At 39.7% G+C, this 20565-nt stretch carries 12 protein-coding genes; all 12 read right to left on the bottom strand.

The window, feature by feature from the left end; translation table 11 throughout:
- Positions 1–10 precede the first annotated feature (10 nt).
- The 12 genes from VGE44_RS17715 to VGE44_RS17660 all read right to left on the bottom strand — a co-directional run bounded on the left by VGE44_RS17715 (position 11) and on the right by VGE44_RS17660 (position 20553).
- Entirely contained in the window at positions 11–757 is a 747-nt protein-coding gene (locus VGE44_RS17715; RefSeq protein ID WP_331081652.1) for an SDR family NAD(P)-dependent oxidoreductase, read from the bottom strand.
- A gap of 62 nt (positions 758–819) precedes the next feature.
- Entirely contained in the window at positions 820–2127 is a 1308-nt protein-coding gene (locus VGE44_RS17710) for an MFS transporter (protein WP_331081650.1), read from the bottom strand.
- 102 nt (positions 2128–2229) lie between these two features.
- Positions 2230–4257 (bottom strand): iron-sulfur cluster assembly protein, encoded by a 2028-nt coding sequence (locus VGE44_RS17705; RefSeq protein ID WP_331081648.1) that lies wholly within the window; start codon positions 4255–4257, stop codon positions 2230–2232.
- Between the two features lie 73 nt (positions 4258–4330).
- Positions 4331–6367 carry a metal-sulfur cluster assembly factor gene (locus VGE44_RS17700; RefSeq protein WP_331081646.1) on the bottom strand — a complete coding sequence of 679 codons (2037 nt, stop codon included), beginning with the start codon at positions 6365–6367 and terminating at the stop codon, positions 4331–4333.
- Positions 6368–6428: 61 nt separating this feature from the next.
- A complete protein-coding gene (locus VGE44_RS17695) occupies positions 6429–8468 on the bottom strand; it encodes a hypothetical protein (protein WP_331081644.1) in 2040 nt (679 codons plus the stop codon).
- A 358-nt stretch (positions 8469–8826) separates the two neighbouring features.
- Positions 8827–10389 (bottom strand): SusD/RagB family nutrient-binding outer membrane lipoprotein, encoded by a 1563-nt coding sequence (locus tag VGE44_RS17690; protein ID WP_331081642.1) that lies wholly within the window; start codon positions 10387–10389, stop codon positions 8827–8829.
- A gap of 51 nt (positions 10390–10440) precedes the next feature.
- Positions 10441–13908: a SusC/RagA family TonB-linked outer membrane protein gene (locus tag VGE44_RS17685; RefSeq protein ID WP_331081640.1), complete on the bottom strand. Its 3468-nt coding sequence runs from the start codon at positions 13906–13908 to the stop codon at positions 10441–10443.
- 116 nt (positions 13909–14024) lie between these two features.
- Complete coding sequence (locus VGE44_RS17680) at positions 14025–15275, bottom strand: FecR family protein (RefSeq protein ID WP_331081638.1); 1251 nt, start codon at positions 15273–15275, stop codon at positions 14025–14027.
- Between the two features lie 81 nt (positions 15276–15356).
- Positions 15357–15914, bottom strand: coding sequence for an RNA polymerase sigma-70 factor (locus VGE44_RS17675; RefSeq protein WP_331081636.1), 558 nt, complete (start codon positions 15912–15914; stop codon positions 15357–15359).
- 517 nt (positions 15915–16431) lie between these two features.
- Positions 16432–17568, bottom strand: a complete 1137-nt coding sequence (locus tag VGE44_RS17670; protein ID WP_331081634.1) for a formylglycine-generating enzyme family protein — start codon at positions 17566–17568, stop codon at positions 16432–16434.
- Entirely contained in the window at positions 17568–19157 is a 1590-nt protein-coding gene (locus tag VGE44_RS17665) for a sulfatase (protein ID WP_331081632.1), read from the bottom strand. Before VGE44_RS17665 ends, VGE44_RS17670 begins: the two co-directional genes overlap by 1 nt.
- Positions 19158–19263: 106 nt before the next feature.
- Complete coding sequence (locus VGE44_RS17660; protein WP_331081630.1) at positions 19264–20553, bottom strand: aminotransferase class V-fold PLP-dependent enzyme; 1290 nt, start codon at positions 20551–20553, stop codon at positions 19264–19266.
- Positions 20554–20565 lie beyond the last annotated feature (12 nt).

The following is a 20565-nucleotide window of genomic DNA, read 5'->3' as shown; positions in this document are numbered from 1 at the left end:
GTATATAATTTTAATAAGTCGCTCTTCCACCTGAAAGATCAAATGTAAATGCTGTAGAAAAACTTGCTTCAGGTGATACAATGAAAGCAGCAGTCGATGCTGCTTCTTCCAAAGTCCCGCATCGTTTCATTGGAATTTTATCAGTCATATATTTCACCTGCTCATCAGGCAGGGCTTCAACCATGGCCGTACGAATTACTGCAGGTGCAAGTGCATTGATGGTGACGCCTGTCTCTGCATATTCTTTACCCTGAACTTTAGTCATACCAATTACAGCCGCTTTGGATGTAGAATAAGCCAGCATACCGGCATTACCTTCCTTACCCGAAATAGAGGCTATGTGTAGCACTCTTCCATAATTATTCTTAAGCATTTTCGGAATTGCATATTTAGAGGTATAAAATGAACCCATAAGATTCACATTTAGAACCAATTGCATATTATCAGCCTCAACCTCATGACTAAGAATATTTGTTTTTCCAACGATACCTGCACAATTGACCAGAATATCAATCCGGCCAAAATGCTCATTTACCCTGTTAATTGAATCTGCAACTTCCGATTCATTTGTAATATCTAAAACATAGATCTCTGACTCACCTGCCAACAGGTTCCTTGTTTTTTGTAAACCATTTGTATCCCTATCGAATAAGGCAAGTTTTACACCTTTTTTTGATAAGTTCAGGGCAATAGCCTGACCTAAACCGGAGGCTGCTCCGGTAATAATTCCCACCTGATCTTTAAATTCAATTTTCATTACTTAATAATTTGTTTTTAATGACCCCGCATATACGGGATTTCAATTTCTACCTAAATATTTTATTCAACCAATTCCTGTAAACTTACTGTATCTGATTTCCTGGTCAATAAATGAATGATCGTCCAGGCAAACAGATAGGTTAATCCGCAAATAATGAATAGCAGGTTGTAACCACCGATTAAATTCCCTGCCGCTTTATAACTATCCAGGATATAGCCAACGAGTAAGGGGAACAGCATACCTCCTACTGCTCCGGACATTGCTCCTATACCTGTTACAGAGCTTACAGCCTGTTTAGGGAAAAGATCAACAACCAATGTGAATATATTTGTACTCCATGCCTGATGAATCGCCAGAGTAAAACTGAGGATTCCAACCACCATCCATGCATTGGTTGCATACTGAGCGGAAAGTACGGTTAATTCCATAATTGCAAAAATAAAAAGTGCAGTTTTTCTTGCTTTTAGTGTCGGCCAGCCCCTTTTGATAAGCCAGGATGAAAAATAACCACCTCCAACACTTCCCAAAACGGTCATTGTATAGATAATCATTAATTCAGGGCTCAAATTCGACATATTCAGCTTGAAAGTTGAGGCGAAATAAGAAGGCAGCCAAAACATAAAAAACCAGTAAATCGGGTCAAGCAATATTTTGCCGGTGATAAATGCCCAGGTCTGAGGATAAGTAAAAAGTTTGAACCACTTTATTTTCACAACTTCTTCCTCAGCTTCAGCATCAAGTTTTTGTCCATCATGGATATAATTATACTCATCAACAGTTAAACGTTTGTGTTTCGATGGCACATCATAAACGTATATCCAAACCAACAGCCATATAAAACCAACAGATCCGGTAATGATGAATACCTCATGCCAGCCATAATTCCTCAAAATCCAGGGAACAATAAGCAGCGCTATGATTATACCAAAACTGGTACCCGCATTGAAAAGACCGGTTGCCAAAGCCCTTTCTTTTTTTGGAAACCATTCTGCAATCGTTTTCATCCCCGCAGGTACGTTTCCCGATTCAGTCAAACCTAAACCAATTCTTGCGAGCCCAAAGCCGGTAACACTTCTTGCTGCTGCATGCAGCATACCCATAATGCTCCAGGCTGCAACTGAAATGACATATCCGGGCTTGGTACCGATCCGGTCGATGAACCATCCCCATGAAATCAAACCGACAGCATAAGCCCCTGTAAATGCCATCACAAGAAAGGCGAAATCTGTCTCAGACCAGGTGAATTCTATTTCGAGGGTTGGTTTTAATAAACCGAGGATCTGCCGGTCAAGGTAATTGATAGTAGTGGCCGAAACCAATAAGGTTAAGATGATCCAGCGGTAATTTTTTATTTTCAGACCAGACATGGAATAGGATTTTAATAGGCTAAGAAAAAATGACAAGATTGATTTTAGGATAGCCGGCTCTTCACTGAGCCGGCTAAACATAAAGGTGTATTCAAAAAAAGTTTAAAGATTCAGTTTCTTTCTTCCTGTATCTGTAAGAAGGTTAACACTCCATAAAGGATACCATGTTTGCTCCATGATTACTTTTTTGACACCTGGAACCGCATAAAGTGCTTCCATCATTGTTTTTGAAACTGAAGAATGCACCACATTGGAACTGTGGGTGAAATAAGCACCGAGTGGCCGACCTCTATGTGGCATAGCCAGCGTTACTTTTACAACACTACCACGTACTGCTATATCGTAAACTAATCCCAGATCAACAATACTGATATCAGCTTTATACAATTGCGGATCTTTCACCAATCCCAAAGCTTCCCATAGCAATGCTTTATTGATCGGACTGTCCTGGGCTTCGGAAGCCCGGGCAAGGCGACGAGGACTTTCCTTTGCAACTATTCCGGCAGGAAGTACAGCACCTGATCTGCTTAATGGATTCAGTAGTTCCTGTCTCAGATTTTCAATCTTTGCTGTATCGTCTTTCAAGGTAAATGGTATTGTTACATAGGCATTCTTCTGATGAAGCACGGCTCCTTTTGGAATGGTCTTAATTGTTTTTGGAACCGGATATCGGCTCCAGATCTGTCCATGCCATTGATAATGTAAATTAGGTGATCCATTATGAGCTAATTCGGCTCCTAAGCCCTCTGCATGATGCTCAAGGAAGAATCCGAAGAATGAGTCTTTGGTATCTTTATTGAAGAAACCAATTCCCCATAATTTATCGCTTAAATCTGCAGGAACATTTCCTGTTTTTAGTTTTTCATCAGGCCCCATCCATAACATGTCAGTAAATGACTGTCCTGTTATTACCCATTCATCATCTCTTAAGGCTGCAGGAGAGAATTCCTTCACAGCAGTCATATGACCGAACTTATGGAAATAAGGCAAACCGGCATAAAAACGATACTCAATGTCCATAATCATCCGGGCTGGTGAAAATAAGGGGTGAACCGGTGAGTAAGGGAATCCCCAGCGACGGATGATGGTACAGATCGGACCTTTGACTACCTCAAAATCAGGGCACTCATCCCATAATGAAATTCGCATTTTTTGAAATCCTTCTTCAGATACATAATCGTGAGCCCAATCTATGCCTGCTGGTTCACCATGACCCTGCCCACCTGAGTAGATCTCAAGACCATGTTCACGTTTTAAGATCATGCGGGCAAGCTGTCCGGTTTGTTTGGATAGAATTGCTGTGAAGAATTCATTTTCAATATCCAATCCATAACCTTCTCCGCTAACCTTTAGATCAGATTGATAATTAGGCAATTCGGCATCCGGATTACCGTAAAAAACAATATAATGTCTCTTCTCCTTACCCTGATTATCAGCAAGGAATAATAATTTACAGATCTTTTCTGCCCCTCTGCGTACTTCAGAGAATACCTGGGAAATTACTTCAGTTAAAACACCATTATTAATTTCTGCTACCCTAATTTCACGTGCAAGAGAGGCCGTCTGAGCCGCCTGAAAACTCAATAAAACCTCTACGGGCTCAGCTTTACGCGGAGTTCCTATTTTTTCTTCCAGGCTGACAACCTTATAATATTTCCAGCCCTTTGCCCAGTTCTTCCAGACTGCCGGAAGTGACTCAACTGTTCCAAACTGACTTGCAGCAACATGAGGAGTTCCGAAATTCTCTTCTTCTGCCTGAGCCTGTATTTCAGATATTCTGATTGAATTGGTAATTGCTCTGGCCGTTCTGTAATCCTTCTTTACCAATGCCTCCTGAAGTAATTGGATTTTTTCCTGAATACTATCGGTCTGGCTGGTTGTTTTATCAGCAAAAGGTGCAATACTCTCCTTTACAAAATTCTCAATAGAATTCTGAGCTTCTGCTTTGGAGCTTAGAGGCAAGGTCAAACCTGCAAAACCTAAAAGACCCATACCCAGAAACTTACGGCGTTTCATCCCGTCAGAGAACTGCGGTTCTGAACCGGAATTTGTAATTTCTGTTACCTTTCCCTTTTCATAGGAATCATCATGCATTTTTAATGCTGACTTGCTTGGATTAAATTTCTTCATGTTCATTCTATTTATGTCAAATATTCATCAGTAATAAGTATCTCCTTTAGAGAATCCAATTATAAAATCAATTCTAAATTCCCAATTTTTTCCGTCCATCATCTGTTAACATGTTAGATGACCAGCCAGGATACCAGGTCTGTTCCATGATCACTTTCTTAACACCCTGAACCTCATATACAGCTGTCAGAATATTTTTAGAAGTCGTTGGATGAACAACATTGGATCCGTAGGCAAAATAGGTACCCAGCGGGCGACCTCTGTGAGGCATTGCTATTAATACTTTTACTACACTCCCCCTAACTGTCACGTCATAGACTAAACCAAGATCAACTATACTGATATCCGATTTATAGAATTGGGGATCTTTAACATCCCGGAGAGCCTTCCATATCAGTTCTTTTGGAATCGGGCTATCCTGAGCCTCACCTAAACGGGCTAAACGACCCGGACTCGCTTTCGCCTGAACAGTATTATTCAATTCAGATGAAGCACTTGATAAGGGATTCATAAGTTCCTTTCTAAGTGCTTCAATCTTTGCAGGACCATCTTTTGTGGTAAAAGGGATAGTAACATAGGCGTTCTTTTGATGAAAAACAGCGCCTTCCGGTATAGTTTTTACCCCTTTTGGAACCGGCATTCTTTGCCAGAACTGACCATGCCATTTGTAATAAAAGCTTGGTGAACCACTATGACTTGGCTCCTGAAAGCCATCGGTATGATGATCAAGAAAGAGCCCAATAAATGAATCCCTGGTGTCCTTGTTAAAGAAGCCAACTCCCCATAAATTATCAGCTGATTCTTCAGGCACCGGCCCTAATTGTACCTTACCTTCAGAGTTCATCCATAGGATATCAGTGAAAGACTGACCGGTAATGACCCATTCATCATCGCGTACATAGACCATATCAAAGGTCTTGAGCGCCGACATATGGCCAAACTTGTGGAAATAAGGTAAACCGGCATAAAAACGGTACTCAATATCCATATTCATCCTGGCAGGAGAGAAAATTGGATGAACCGGGGAATAAGGTACTCCCCAACGACGAATGATTGTACAGATAGGACCTCTGACAACTTCAAAATCAGGGCATTCTTCCCAAAGGGAGATCCGCACTTTTTGAAAGTTATCTTCAGTCACATAATCATGTGCCCAATCTATACCTGCAGGTTCACCATGCCCTTGACCGCCAGAATAGATCTCTAAACCATGCTCACGTTTCAGAATCAATCTGGCCAGCTGACCGGTTTGTTTTGAGAGATATGCGGTAAAATACTCATTCTCGATATCGAGTCCGTAACCCTCACCTGTAACCTTCAGATCAGATTGATAATTCGGCAGTTCTGCATCCGGGTTCCCGTAAAAAATGAGATAAGTCCGCTTCTCTTTACCCTGATTATCCGCAAGAAACAGAAGTTTACAGATCTTTTCAGCTCCTCGTCTAATTTCTGAAAAGACCTGCGATATTACTTCTGTCAAAACACCATCCTTTACCTCTGCAACACGAATTTCGCGTGCAAGTGACGCGGCCTGGTTTGCCTGAAAACTCAGCAAAACCTCTACTGGTTCAGCCTTACGCTGAATACCAGCCTTCTCTTCCAGATTCACAACTTTATAATACATCCAGCCCTTTGCCCAGTTCTTCCAGGCAGCTGGAAGTGAAGCAACAGCACCAAATTGATTTGCAGCAATTAATGGGGTTCCAAAATCCTCGTTATCAGCCTGAGCCTGAAGTTCTGAAATACGAAGTGAATTGGTCAATGCCCGTGCAAGACGATAATCCTTCTTATCCCAGGCTTTCTGAAGCATTTTCATTTTATCTTCAAAACTATCCGACTGACTGGAGACAGTTTCTGCCACTGAAAAAGATTCCTTTACAAAACTCTCAGTAGCAGTTTTTCCAGTAACTTTATTGCCAAGCGGCAAGGTTAGTCCGGCAAGGCCCAACAAACCCATACCCAGGAATTTACGGCGTTTAATTCCATCGGAGATTATAGTTTCGGACTCTTTTCCCGGATTTTCTTCTGGGAAAAATCTTCCTGAGGCTTGTATTTCAGAGTCTCCTTCCAAAAGAACTAATCCTGATTTAGATGAACTATTTTTTTTCACGGCAGAAATGTTAAAACCATTTTATTGTTAAACCGAAATTCGGTTTGCTAATTTTTTGAATCTATATTCCTAATTTTTTACGGCCCTCCTCTGAGATGAAATTTGAATTCCATTCAGGATACCAGGTCTGATCAACTACCACTTTTCGAACTCCCGGTACTTCTGTGAGTGCACCCATTACTGTTTTGGATACCGTACGATGTACCACACTTGATCCCCATATAAAGAAACTTGTCAATGGTCTTCCCCTATGCGGCATCGTCATCAATACTTTTACCACACCATCATCATCCATTGAGAGGTTATAAATATATCCCAGCTCAACAATATTGACATCTGCGATATACAACTGCTGATCTTTACAGTTTCTTAAAGCATCCCACAATACCTGTTTTGGGATCTGTCCATTCTGTGCTTCACCTTCACGGGCAAGAACACGCTTATTTTCTTTTGCTGATATTCCGGCAGGCAAAGTAGCCTGGAAGCTGGTTAGCGGACTTAATAATTCTTTTCTTAATGCTTCAATTTTAGCCGGGCCATCAGCCTCTGTAAACCCTATAGTTACATAAGCATTTTTTTGATGAAGTACGGCTCCTTCGGGAACTAGCTGATTTCTTTCAAGCGGATAACGTGACCAGGTCGTTCCATGCCAGTTATAATACAACATGGAATGGCCGGCATGAAGAAACTTTGGTATTTCTTCTGCAGAATGTTCTAAATACAATCCAACAAATGAATCTTTAGAGTCCTTGTTATAATATCCGAATGCTTTAACACTATGTTTATTTGCTTCATCTATCTCACCGAATTTCAACTTTTCATCCGCTCCCATCCACAGACTTCCAGTAAAGGGCTGGCCTGTAAATACCCATTCATCATCTCTGAGAGCTGTGGAAATAAATTGCTTAACCGCTTTCATCTTACCAAATTTATGGAAGAAAGGTAAACCAGCATAGAAGCGATATTCAATATCAATGTTTAAACGGGATGGGTTATAAACAGGATGCAGTGCCGAATGCGGGAATCCCCAACGACGAACAATAGTACATATAGGACCTCGAACAATTTCATAATCAGGGCATTCTCCCCAGTACTGAATTCTGACCTTCATGAAATTATCTTCAGAAACATAATCATGAGCCCAGTCGATACAAGGAGTTTCTCCGTGTCCGGGACCACCGGCATACAATTCAACCCCATGCTCCCTTTTAATTAACATCCGTTCCAACTGGCCCGTTTGTTTAGAAAGTGAAGCGATGAAGTATTGGTTTTCTATTTTTAAGTGATAACCTTCTCCGCTTACTTCAAGATCTGAGGTATACTCAGGTAATTCAGCATCCGGATTACCGTAAAACACCAGATAATTACGCTTCTCACCTCCTTGATTATCAGCAAGAAACATCACTTTACATAATCTTTCTGCTCCTCTTCTTACCACTCCATATACCTGAGAAGTCACTTCCTTTATCTGACCATTAATGATTTCAGCAACACGGATTTCTCTGGCCAGGGATGTCACCTGATCTGAACGGAAAGCCAGGAGAACCTCCACCGGCTCAGCATTTCTTTTAATTCCGGCTTTCTCTTCCAATCCAATTATCTTATAATATTTCCAGCCGTTTGCCCAGGTTTTCCAGGCCACAGGAAGTGTAGCAACAGTACCAAACTGGCCTGAACCCACCAATGGCTTTCCAGGATCCTCATCTTCTATCTGAGCTTGAATACCCGTGTTTCGAAGCGAATCACTTAACGAGCGTACCATTCGGTAATCCTTTTCAGCCCAGGCTTTCTCGATTAATTTTATCTTGGTTTCGAAACTATCTGACTGCTTCTTATAGAGTTCAGTTTCAGTTGCAATGACATTTTTTACGAATTTCTCGACAGAATTATTTCCAGAACCTCTTGAAGCGAATGGTAAACTTAGCCCCGCCATCCCCAGGAGACCCATCCCAAGAAATTTTCTTCGTTTAATGGGGTCAGAAACAGGGCCAGAAAATTCAGGGTCATGGTTTTGGGAAGCCGGAAAATCCTGAACGAATTTTTCAGAATATAAGTCATTATGCATCGTTAATTCAGTTTGGATTGGAATATTTGTTTTCATATTTCTAATTTATATTTCAAATTACTATTGTCATAACATAAGGCATATCGTATCAGATATCAGGTTAATAATACCAGAACAAATATTCATCTGGTTAAGGCAGGAAAGTTCTTATTAGATTCTATCATGCATTTGAGTTTATCAGAATTATACCCGATCAAATTTTAAAATGAACAGCCAACAAATTCCAAGGATAGATCAAAAACCACCAACTAAAATTTGAAAAATCAAGGCAAAATTTTTTAAAGCATCATTAATACCAATTGATGGGTAAATTAGGGCATACCTGCTTTCGCAAGTATGCCCGGGGTATTATGATGATGCATTTTAAGAAATAAGTAACCTGCTGTAAGGTTCCTTAATTTGATTTTGATTTATCCCACCACAAACGGGTAGCTACGTTATCAGGACCACCACCCAGTAATGGAACTGCTGCCTTTACTGCAGCACCATTAGCAATAATTTCCCTGTCGAGGAAGGAAATTCTCCGGATCATTTTATCCGGTGTTATATCAGGATTTTGAGAATTTAACAAAGGATAAAATTTAGGATATCCTGACCTTCTGATACTGGCCCATGCCTCATGACCTTCCGGGAATAAAGCAATCCATTTCTGGGTTCCGATTTGCTCGCGCTGTCTTTCCGTAGCAGTTTCCCACTTAACCGGAATATCGGTTAAAGGCGGAGTTGGAAACATATTATCGGGTGCAACAGGTAAACTTGTACCATTAATATAAGCAGAAATAACAGCTGCATTGGTAATATCATGTTCACGCAATGAAGTTTCAATCCCCATCTCATATAGTTCCTTGGCGGTTCCACCCATGTTCCAGCCATTCAATGCACCTTCGGCCCTTAGGAAATAAGCCTCAGAGGCATAAAAAACAACCTGAGGAGTTGTAGTCATCGCAGCAGGCTGATACTTTGGACCAACTGCTGAATTATTGTTGATGCTATTAGCAGGCAAGTTTTGCTGAGCAACGGTCATTCCGTTTCTAACACCACGGAACTTACCATCAGTGAGAGCAGGACTCCAGAATACAGGTAGCCTTGGGTCTTTATAGCCCACTAATAAACTTTCCATCGTAGCACTCATCCTGGAGCCATTTCTTCCCATGAAATTATTCAGTCCATTGTTAAAATCTGCATTAGTTGCAAAATGGGCTCCATCTGAAGCCTGTGTCATCACCCCAGCGGCAAATGCCTTCTCTGCTTCCAATTTAGCTTTAGCAGGTTCTACATCCGAAATCCTCAAGGCCAAACGCAGGCGTAATGTATTTCCAAACTTTAACCATTTAGCATTATCTCCATTATAGATCCGATCTGCTGTTGCAAATGAAGGTTTAGCTAAATTGTTTTTGAGATCTGTAGTAGCTTCATCCAGTTCTTTGAAAAAATCAAAATAAATACTCTTTTGATCATCGTAACTCACAACAGTAGTGTCCTTGCCAATTTTAGAATATGGAATTGGACCCCATTCGTCAGTCACACGCATAAAACAGAAAACTTTCCACATTCTGGCAATTGCATTCATGCTAGGTTCTTTTCCACCTTTGGTTGCTTCGATAATATTTACCAATTTAGGCATTGCATTCACATAGGTTCCAGGCCATATGTCTTGCCATCTTTGCACAATAACATATCTATGAGACTCCTGATTGATGTTGGTACCGGCAAAATGTTGAGAGTATACTCCAGGAAACAAAAGCATACTCGTTTCGTTATAACCTATTCCACCTCCGGCTACTAATGCACCGGGGAATAAACTACGTAAATCCGGTGCAGTCAGTTCCTTTAAACCATCTGGTTTTTTATTTATTTCATCGAAATTTTTAGTACAGGCAGTCAGTATTACGATTGGTGCTAAAAATAGCATCAACCTACTGGCCCATCTTTTATATAATGATTTTTGAGTTTTCATTGTATTCAGTTTAATATTAATACTAATATTTATCTAATAGTCATTTAACTATTAAAATGACGCGTTCAGGCTAAGACCAATATTACGGGTTGTAGGTAAAGAAGAATATTCCATACCACCCCTATTAGTTACAGCTGTAGCAATCTCAGGATCGTAAGGCGCATATTTCTTTAAGAAAAGCAGATTCCTTCCAACCAGAGATAATCTGGCATTTTTAATAAATCCTGATTTTTGAACAAACTGATTTGGAATTTTGTACCCAAACACCACTTCTCTCAGCCTAAGGTTAGTCGCAGAAAAAGCATAAAAGTCTTTTGCAGGAGTTCTGTTACCTAATGATTGCCAGTATCTTTCTGCAGTAATTGATGTTGTGTTTTTTACACCGGCTGTTGTATAACCATCCACAACAATCCCAGTTTCTCTATACTGAAGAGAATTTTTCGAGTTACCACTCACATCCATTGCAGCCAAAGTACCGGCTACAACTGTACCGCCATTTCTGTAATCTAATAAGAAACTGAGGTTAAGATTTTTGAAACTGAATGAATTGTTGACACCAAGCATATAATTAGGATTATAATTTCCTGCATAAGCTGTTTTCCCGGTAAGAATTGGAACGCCTGCAGGACTAACTAACCTTCTGCCTTGTGCATCTTTACTCCATTCGGCCATGTACATTTCTCCAAATGACTTGCCTTCTTCAACTGTTTCGAGCACCTGTCTGTCATCACCTAAAACGGCTGTTTTAAGTCTCTCAGACAATCTAACAACTTTATTCACATTTTTTGAGAAATTAACCATCATATCCCATGAAAAACTTTGATTTCTAACTGGCGAACCACTCAACATAATTTCTACCCCGCTGTTACGAATTAATCCGGCATTGATGTATTGAGAACTAAAGAGTGTAGCATTTGGAACAGCCAAAGCAATTAACTGGTTTTCAGTATTAGATCTATAATAAGTAACATCAAGCCCTATCCGGTTGGTGAAAAATCGCCAGTCTAAACCTGCTTCAAATGAAGTAGTAATTTCCGGTTGATAATTCCCGAGTGATCTGACACTAGGAGTATTTATAGCACCGCCAGCCCCTACCGAAAAATAATTATCAGTCAAATATTGCTGTCCGCCAAAACCTGCTTTTGCATAAGTAGTCCTGAGCTTACCATAAGAAATCCAACTAGGCAAATCGAGCATATCTGTTACGATAGCTGTCAATCCTACTGAAGGATAAAAGTACGACTGATTCTCTTTAGGTAAAGCAGAAGACCAATCATTTCTAGCGGTTATATCCAAATAGAGGTAATCTTTAAATGATAGAGTCGAGGTACCATACACAGACTGCACTTCCGGGGTTTGTCCATAAATGTTTGTAGTTCTTGGATTTCTTGCATTAGACATGAAGAAGTAATCCAGTTTGTTCAGACCATTAGCGTTGGTACTGATTGATTCATATTTTGTTTCCTGAACCGAACCCCCAATGTATCCTGTTAAATTGAAACTCTTATTAATATCTCTTTTAAAAGAAAGCAAAGCATCAAGGTTAGTGAATCTTCTGTTTCCTTTGTATATCTCGAAATAATTTCCATTTCCGGACAGTTCATACGAATCATTGTGCATTCTGTTTTCAGTATCCTCGTCAGTTCTGTCCATACTACCACGAACCTGTAAATCAAGCCAGTTATTAAACTTATATTTTGCTTGTAACAGACCAATCATACGACGCTTTTGTTCAAAGAAAACCTGCCTGTTCATTTTCCAGTATGGATTCGACAAGTAAATCGAGCCGGGTAGCCAATAGCTTTGTCTAAGGTTACCAAAAGCATCAGTATATTCGTAGTTCTGCATTTCACTCAGTGGAATGGAAGCCGGAGCATGATAAATACTACCTGTTGCATCATTTCTTTCACCAGTGAACGGCTTATTATCAACATCTTCAACGATATAACTTAGCTTTGTGAAGAATGAAAGTTTGTCAGTGATACTATTATCGATCTTGAAATCAAAATTATGTCTGTCTAACACATGGTTTCGAAGAATTCCTTTTGCTTGATTATTACCATATGAAAAATAGGTTTGCATTTTCTCACTACCACCACTAATTCCTATTGTATTTGTCAAACTTGATCCATCCCTATAAAAATCCTTTATACGATCAGGCTGACCTTGCATAGCCATTTGCTTACCATTCCATAAAGTGATTGTTTGTCCTGTAATTTTTGGACCCCAACTAGTTTCAGAGTTTGCATTATAAACACCCCCAGCACCTTGCCCATATTCTGACTGTACTTCAGGCAGGATAAACGGACGATCAATAGTGGTATTTCCGGTATAATCAACGGTAATCTTACCTGATTTTCCTCTTTTGGTTGTGATAATGATTGCACCATTTTGTCCTGCACTTCCATATAATGCCGCAGCTGATGCACCTTTAAGGATAGTCATGGATTCAATATCATCACTGTTCAACATACCTATACCATCACCACCATCCCGGCTTCCATGGGTACCACCTGTACCTACCTCACGACTAGTATTGTCCATTGGAACACCATCAATAACATATAAAGGTTGGTTACTACCAAATACAGAGCGCTGACCCCGTAAAACTACATTTGAAGAACTACCCGGTCCGGTTGCATTCTTGGTAATAGTTACACCGGCAACTTTTCCAGCCAGGGAATTGATAAGATTTGTTTCTTTAGCCTGATTTAGATCAGCTGTTTTAACAGTCTGGGCAGCATAGTTTAGGGATTTAGAGGATCTTTCGATACCCAGAGCGGTTACCACAACCTCTCCAAGCATTTGTGAATCTTCAACCAGAGTGACATTAATCGTAGATCTGCCATTAACAGTAACTTCCTGGCTTATATAACCTATATAGCTAAAAATCAGAGTACCGTTATCAGGAGCATTCAAAACGAAATTACCCTGAGCATCTGTCGTTGTTCCAACAGCAGTACCTTTTACCCTGACACTAACACCCGGGAGAGTCTCTCCTTTTGAATCAACAACCTTACCACGGATATCCATCAGCATGAAACTCATGTTCTTCAGTGATCTTCTGTCTTTTGCAGATAATTTTTCGCTGATAACAATAGTTTTATTCTCAATACTGTAATCCAGTGGCTGATCATTAAAAAGAATAGCTAAAGCCTCCGATAGTTCGGTATCAACTATTTTTAAGGTTACCGGCTTGGCTGTTTTTAAAAGATTCAGGTCATAAAAAAACACATAGCCCGTTTGCTGCTTGATAGTAGAGAAGAACTCCTCCAGCGGGGCATGTTTACCTGTAAGGGTTACTTTTTGTGAATATCCTTTGGAATAGACATTCATTAGTGCAACCATGATTAAAATGAACGTCAGTTTCATAATCCGTCCGATTTGTTTGTAAAGCGACTTTTTTATCAGATTATCAGCAATCTGATGGTGCTCTGTATGGTCTAAGGCGTCTGATTTATGGCAGACTTTTGACCGAGTAATGTCTAAACAATACTCTTTATTAATTAGAGAATTCATACATTTGTTTGTTTTGTTAATAAATAATCTTTGTGCATCAATTTTTATTTAAGCGAAAACAGTGACCAGAGGCGCTCCAACGCTTCTGGTTTGTTTTTTTGTTCATTTGTAGACCTTTATGGCATTACAATAACCTCCCTTCCCTCTAAACGAAAATGAACTTTTGTTTTTTCCAATACTTTAAGCACTTGTAACAGGCTTAAATTTCTTTCAATCTCACCTCCAAAGCGGTAATTGGGAAGATCGCCTTCATACACGACTGATACATCATACCAGCGCTCAATTTGCCTCATAACTGTTTTTATATCCGCTTCATCAAACTGGAAATAACCTTCTTTCCAGGCAACAGCTTCGTTGGTGTTTTTTAAATTTATCACCTCCATCTGCTCACTCAACTGAGATTGTTCTCCGGGTTTAAGCAATTGAGAAATATTTGTCCTCAGATCAGAGACCCTTACGCTACCCTCCAGCAAAGTTGTATTTACAGTTGGTTCATCCAGATATGCATTTATATTAAAATGTGTTCCAAGTACCTGTACTACCTGATTTCTGGTATTGACCTCAAATATTTTTGATTTATCTGGTGATACTTCAAAATAGGCTTCACCTATTAATTCGACATGCCGTTTTGACCCGTTGAATACAGTAGGAAAACGAAGTGAAGAGGCTGCATTTAACCAAACTTTACTTCCATCGGGTAATCTAATCTGAAATTTACCTCCCTTTGGGGTTTCTATTGTATTATAAATAACGGGAGTATGTTCATCTACAGTCAGGGGATCCTTTACTTCGCTAAGGAATGAATAGATAACCTCACCTTCTGCTGCCTTAAGAACACTATTTCCACCCTGATTTGCAAGAATTCCATTTTTAGCATCATCCAATATAATTTTCGAGCCATCACCCAATGTAAGTATTGCCTTATTTTCACCTGCTTCGATATCATTGACCATAACAGACTTCTGATCTTCAATTTTAGAAACCGGAGATATCTTTTTTAAAGGAGAAGCTATTTTAGGCTCTGAAATTACTTTATCCGCAACATATTGTTTGGTTTCATTTGTTTCTGAAGAGAAATAAAGGCCGGCTGCGAAAACAGCTATAATTACAGCTGCTGCTGCAAACCATGATTGAATTCTATAGGATGGAGAAGAAACAGGTTCAGAAATACTCTGGTTTATTTCCGCAAAAATTCTTCTTTTTAAATCCTGATCACTATCAGCATAGTCTCTGGGGATATTGATATCATTCTCCTGCCCGCTATTGTACCACTGAAGAAACTCCTCGTTTTCCTGAGGACTTATAGTATTATTGAGCCATTTTTCGGCTAATTCCTGATATCGCTCGTTTGAACTTAAAGGTTTCATTTAAGGGGTCTTTATTTACAAGTCCCTCAACCCTGGCTTATCCCTTAGTGGGAATGAAAATATTTTTTGATTTTAATGAGATCAAAGGAAAAGCTGACCTAAACCTGTTCTTAAAGATTTAAGAGCTTTACTGATATGGGCTTCAACAGTCTTCTCAGAAATCCCAAACTGTTCAGCAATTTCCTTTTGAGAATAACCCTCTTCACGACTTGCTTTATATACAAGGCGGCATTTTTCGGGAAGATTTGATACCAGAATTTCTAATCTTGATCTTAATTCAACAAACTCAAACCAATCATCTGTTGAATTGGCTATTATCGGAATAACATTTTGACTATGAACAGCGTACTTATTGTATTGGTTTCTTTTTGCCAGAATCTTGATCACGCGGTATTTTGCTGAGACTGACAGGTATGCATTCAGATTTGAGGTAATAACAATTTCTTCCCTTCTGTTCCAGAGCGATATAAAAATATCCTGAACGATTTCCTCTGCTTCCTCAAGTTGTCCAATTTTATTGGATGCAACTGTAAATATATTCTTCCAGTACCTGTTATATATTTCTGCAAATGCAGACCTGTCCCCTGACCTTAAAAGATCGAGCAACTCGCCATCAGAATATACTGCATATGTAGACATTTCAACTACTAATATAATCGAAATTAATAAATAAAAATCCAATGTGAAAAATAAAAACAAGCAGAAAAAAATTGCCCGGGTAATATTTTAGATACTGAAACTTAGTGTCATTAAGACACAATTAGCACTACTTTTTATCCAATAAAAATGATATTTGAGATACAAAAAAAAGTGAAAATATTAGAAAATAATAGAATTTTACTAACAAAAATATACCTCTGAATTTTAAGATTCAAAGGCAAAAACGGCTCAAAATTGCATATCATTTCTCATAATTTCAACCAAAATAGAAATCTATTTCAACGCTTGCTTTGGCAAAGGATAGAATCGGGACGGTTTTTTTGAACAACAGGCTGGCACCTCATTCTTAACTTTCAAAACTTTTGCTGGTGCATTATTAGCCTGCCTTTCAGGATTAGGACCTGAGCATGATGTGGCTAGTAAAATGACCGGCATCAGGACGATTATTATATTTCTGGACAGTATAGAACTCAGCATAAAAATTCTACTTAAAAGATTATTTGGCACATCTGAAACCCAGATTACTCATCCCAGAATCCGGAGAGCTTTTCATTCGTCGGGCAACCCGATACCCGGAACAATAACTTTCATTACACATAAATGATCCTCCTCTTGATACCCTCTTAGGAGTAAAGGGTTCATCGGGATCAAAACTATCAGCAGGCCCCTGAGGATTTTTGACACCATTAGGGCTGTTTATACTCTGATAATAGTCATTCCGGTATTTGTCCTGGCACCATTCCCATACATTTCCTGCCATATCATACAATCCATATCCATTTGGAGCAAATGATTTAACCGGAGCAAGCCCCGTAAAAGTATCGTATGCAGTATTCTTGTATGGAAAGCTCCCCTCCCAGGTATTTGCCTTAGCCTTTCCCTTATTGATATGCTCATCTCCCCAGGGATAAATTTTATTGCTCAGTCCCCCCCGGGAGGCATATTCCCACTCTGCCTCAGTTGGCAAACGTTTTCCTGCCCACTTACAATAGGCCATAGCATCATCCCAGCTAACATGGATTACAGGATAATTGCCCTTACCATCAATTGTACTTCCAGGTCCCTCAGGGTGCTTCCAATTGGCTCCCGGGACCCATGCCCACCATTGGGAGTAATCATTGAGGTCAACCTCCTGCTTTTGAGGCGTAAAAACCAGTGAGGCCGCAACTAGTAAGGATTCATCGGGCTTTGGTGTTCCGGGTGGCAATTGTTTTTTCAATTCCTCCCAATCAGGTTTGCGTTCAGCCGTAGTTACATAACCTGTACTTTCAATAAACTTAGCAAACTGATCATTGGTAACTTCATGCTGATCGATCCAGAACGGATCTAAAATCACTTTATGTTTGGGATACTCATCTTTATCTGCCTGATCATTATCCGCACCCATCATAAATTCGCCGCCCTGGATAGAGACCATTCCGGTATTGGATGTATCCCCATTAAAAGCAATCTGATCAAGGGTCTTATAGACCGAGCTATTTCCTGCGGATTTATTTTCAATCGAAACTGTTTTGGCTCCCTGATTACATGAACTGAATAAAAAAAGGCAATAAAATCCTATTAAAAGACCAGAATACAATTTTGAGACATTATTAAGATGAGACACTAAAAATGTCCTAGAAAGCTTTTGCATTAAAGTCCCCATTTCATTTCTTTAAGATCTGCAATTTTTACATAGCCATCTTTCTTAACGCTTCCATCCTTAGCAATGGTATATCCCTTAGGTGCCGCATTGGTCCATGACAAGCCAGGCACCCGATCCAATAAGAGTTTCCTTTGTTCCTGAATTACTGATTTACTCGAAGCTTTATAAGCTATGTTATTCCATTCGTTAGGATCAACCTGATGATCATAAAGCTCTTCCAGATTAATAAAAGGGTAATAAATATAACGATACCTGTTTGAGCGAATGGTGTACCCATCACCTGAATTTGCACCACCCTGTTCATTCATAAAATAAGCTGTAAACGCAGGTTTATGATCAAAACTCTCAAGTTTAAGCATTGGAACTAAGCTTTCCCCATCACAGTATTCCGGAATTTTCTCACCTGTCAATTCAGCAAGTGTAGGAAACATGTCCATCATAGAGACCGGAACATGGGTAGTTGAGCCCGGTTTAGTTATACCTGGTGCCATAATAAACAGCGGAGCTCTGGTAGAACGTTCCCATAATGTAAATTTCTCCCAATTCTCCTTTTCACCCATATGCATACCATGGTCAGACCAGACTACAAGGATTGAATTTTTCAGATAACCAGATTTTTCCATACCATCCAAAAATTTTCCAAGCATTGCATCAGTAAAAGATATGGTTGCCATGTAGGCTTGCAAAACTTTCTTAAGCTGATTATTATCAGTAATAAAGCGATGGAGTGCCCTTCTTCCATGGATAAAGGCATCCTCTAAATCATCCTCTTTAAATGGAAGGTCAGGGACACTGGCCAGAGGGTACATATCAAAATACTTTTGCGGAACTTCCCATGGGTCATGAGGTTTGGTCAATCCAACAGCTAAAAATAAAGGCTTATCATGTTTTTGACTGAGTTCATAATTTGCCCATTCTGCAATTTGGAAATCAGCCATATAATCATCACCTAATGCAATCGGTCCCCAGGTAAAATAATCAGGCTGTACACCTTTGAAATTTTTGGGAGAGATAATTTCCTCGGGTGCTCTGACCTGGAATGGAACCGGAACTTTTAAACTAGGATAATAAAAATCCCATCCTTTGCCTTCAGATTGATTTATTGTTGATCTTGGAGGTGATAAGGTATGGTATATTTTACCACCTGCAAGGGTTTTATAGCCCTTTTCCTTAAAAAACTGTTCCATAGTCAGCAAAGTGCTCAGTGCAGGAACTTTACGCCAGTCAGGATGCTTCCAACCTGTTACCCCAGATCTTGCCGGACTAACACCTGTCATTATAGATACCCTCGAAGGGGCACAGGCAGGCGATGGAATATGTGCATTGGTAAAGGACATTGACATTTTTCTCAAACGATCGAAATTCGGAGTTTTCAATCCCGGTAATCCTCCCAGTCCTTCAGGATTAATCCAGTCGTTCAAATCATCAATTGCGAGAAAAATAATATTAGGTTTAGAACCCGGCTTTGGAGACTGAGCCCATGCAAATCCTGAATCTGCCAGCATAAAAAAAGTAACACTCAGAAAAAGTGTTACTTTAAATTTATAGCGAATACTATTTACAGAGAAATTTTTCATTGTGACAAGTTATATAAAACATTCATTTTCGAATGCATTGTCACCAAAAATAATTAAATATTGAGATTCTTCTTATAAAGATTAACCTTAAAAATCCATTCCTATTTTAAGAAAGTGTTTCCAAAATACGATCGATATCCGCCTGATTATTATAAATCGATGGAGAAAGTCTTAATTTATTTCCAAAACGCATTGCCACATTAATTTTGGCTGCACGGAGCTTTTTCATTGCCTCCTCCGGATCTTTAGCCTGGAATACAATAATAGGACTTTCATTGCCCTCTGGAGTGATCATAGGATAACCAATTTTTGGCATTTCTATGGCCAAACGGCTTGTTAGCGTACGAACATGATTACGGATATTTTCAACACCCAGGGTATGTATATATTTCATCGAAGTAATCGCACAGGATACGCCTTCATAAGAAGGGTAACTTACCTCATACATCGCCGGGCCTGTGGTAGGTTTGAAATCAAACTCACCCAATGCTGAATCAGGGTTATCTGTCCAGGGGCCATAATTGAAATTTAAGCCTCCATGGTGCTGCGTAGGCAGAACCTGGGTATCTTGTAAATCTTTACGGACATACATAAAGCCAAAACCTTTACTACCCATCAACCATTTGAAGGTAGAACAGGCAGCCATATCAATACCCATGGCTTTGACATCGACCGGTACAGCACCTACGCCCTGAATTATATCTACATAAAGTAATGCTCCATTTGCATGAGCCAGATCAGCAATCGCCCGAACATCCTTTACCAGAAAACCATTCACATTCGAAACCAGTGTTATAGCAACCAATTTGGTGTTCTTATCGATCACAGCTTCAAAATCCTTTGCATCAAACTTCCAGTCATTATGCTTAATGATTCTTACTTCCAGTCCATCACGTTTCTCGCGCATCTTGTAACCGTATAAACTTGGTGCATAATGAAGATCTGTTGTCACCACATTACCCCCTTTAAGATCCATCCCATTCAGAATATTGTTCTCTGCTTCGACGGTAGTTCTTGCAAAAGCAATTTCATCCGGATCTGCATTGATCAGTTTGGCAAAGCTATCCTTGCATTGCTGACGTGTTTCTGACCACTTTGGCCACCATGGCTCACCTACATCGTTCTTAGCCCATTCCGCATAGCGATGCAGGGCTGCAGCCGTATAAATATTAATCGGATGGGTTGATGCATTATCCATATAGACTTCCTCCCTTGTGCGGGGGAAATCTTCCCTGATCTTATTGAAATCCAATGCAGCTCCCGAAATATGTGCTGGCATCACATCAGGATTAACAGAGGAATCAGAGGAACTGGTTTTACATGCACTTAAAGAACTCAGTCCCAAAGTACCCACACCCACTCCAGCCAGGGATTTTAAAAAGGTTGATCTTTCCATTTTTTTTAATTT

Origin of the sequence: Daejeonella sp. (assembly GCF_036405355.1) — a bacterium.
In the GTDB taxonomy this organism is placed as follows: Bacteria; Bacteroidota; Bacteroidia; order Sphingobacteriales; family Sphingobacteriaceae; genus Daejeonella.
The sequence above is the reverse complement of the archived record's forward strand: the minus strand, read 5'-3'. Positions and strand labels throughout refer to the sequence as shown.

Excerpts from the sequence above, each read along its gene's own strand:
- VGE44_RS17715 (WP_331081652.1), bottom strand. The coding sequence starts at position 757 with ATGAAAATTGAATTTAAAGATCAGGTGGGAATTATTACCGGAGCAGCC.
- VGE44_RS17710 (WP_331081650.1), bottom strand. The coding sequence starts at position 2,127 with ATGTCTGGTCTGAAAATAAAAAATTACCGCTGGATCATCTTAACCTTA.
- VGE44_RS17705 (WP_331081648.1), bottom strand. The coding sequence starts at position 4,257 with ATGAAGAAATTTAATCCAAGCAAGTCAGCATTAAAAATGCATGATGAT.
- VGE44_RS17695 (WP_331081644.1), bottom strand. The coding sequence starts at position 8,468 with ATGAAAACAAATATTCCAATCCAAACTGAATTAACGATGCATAATGAC.
- VGE44_RS17690 (WP_331081642.1), bottom strand. The coding sequence starts at position 10,389 with ATGAAAACTCAAAAATCATTATATAAAAGATGGGCCAGTAGGTTGATG.
- VGE44_RS17685 (WP_331081640.1), bottom strand. The coding sequence starts at position 13,908 with ATGAATTCTCTAATTAATAAAGAGTATTGTTTAGACATTACTCGGTCA.
- VGE44_RS17680 (WP_331081638.1), bottom strand. The coding sequence starts at position 15,275 with ATGAAACCTTTAAGTTCAAACGAGCGATATCAGGAATTAGCCGAAAAA.
- VGE44_RS17675 (WP_331081636.1), bottom strand. The coding sequence starts at position 15,914 with ATGTCTACATATGCAGTATATTCTGATGGCGAGTTGCTCGATCTTTTA.
- VGE44_RS17670 (WP_331081634.1), bottom strand. The coding sequence starts at position 17,568 with ATGCAAAAGCTTTCTAGGACATTTTTAGTGTCTCATCTTAATAATGTC.
- VGE44_RS17665 (WP_331081632.1), bottom strand. The coding sequence starts at position 19,157 with ATGAAAAATTTCTCTGTAAATAGTATTCGCTATAAATTTAAAGTAACA.
- VGE44_RS17660 (WP_331081630.1), bottom strand. The coding sequence starts at position 20,553 with ATGGAAAGATCAACCTTTTTAAAATCCCTGGCTGGAGTGGGTGTGGGT.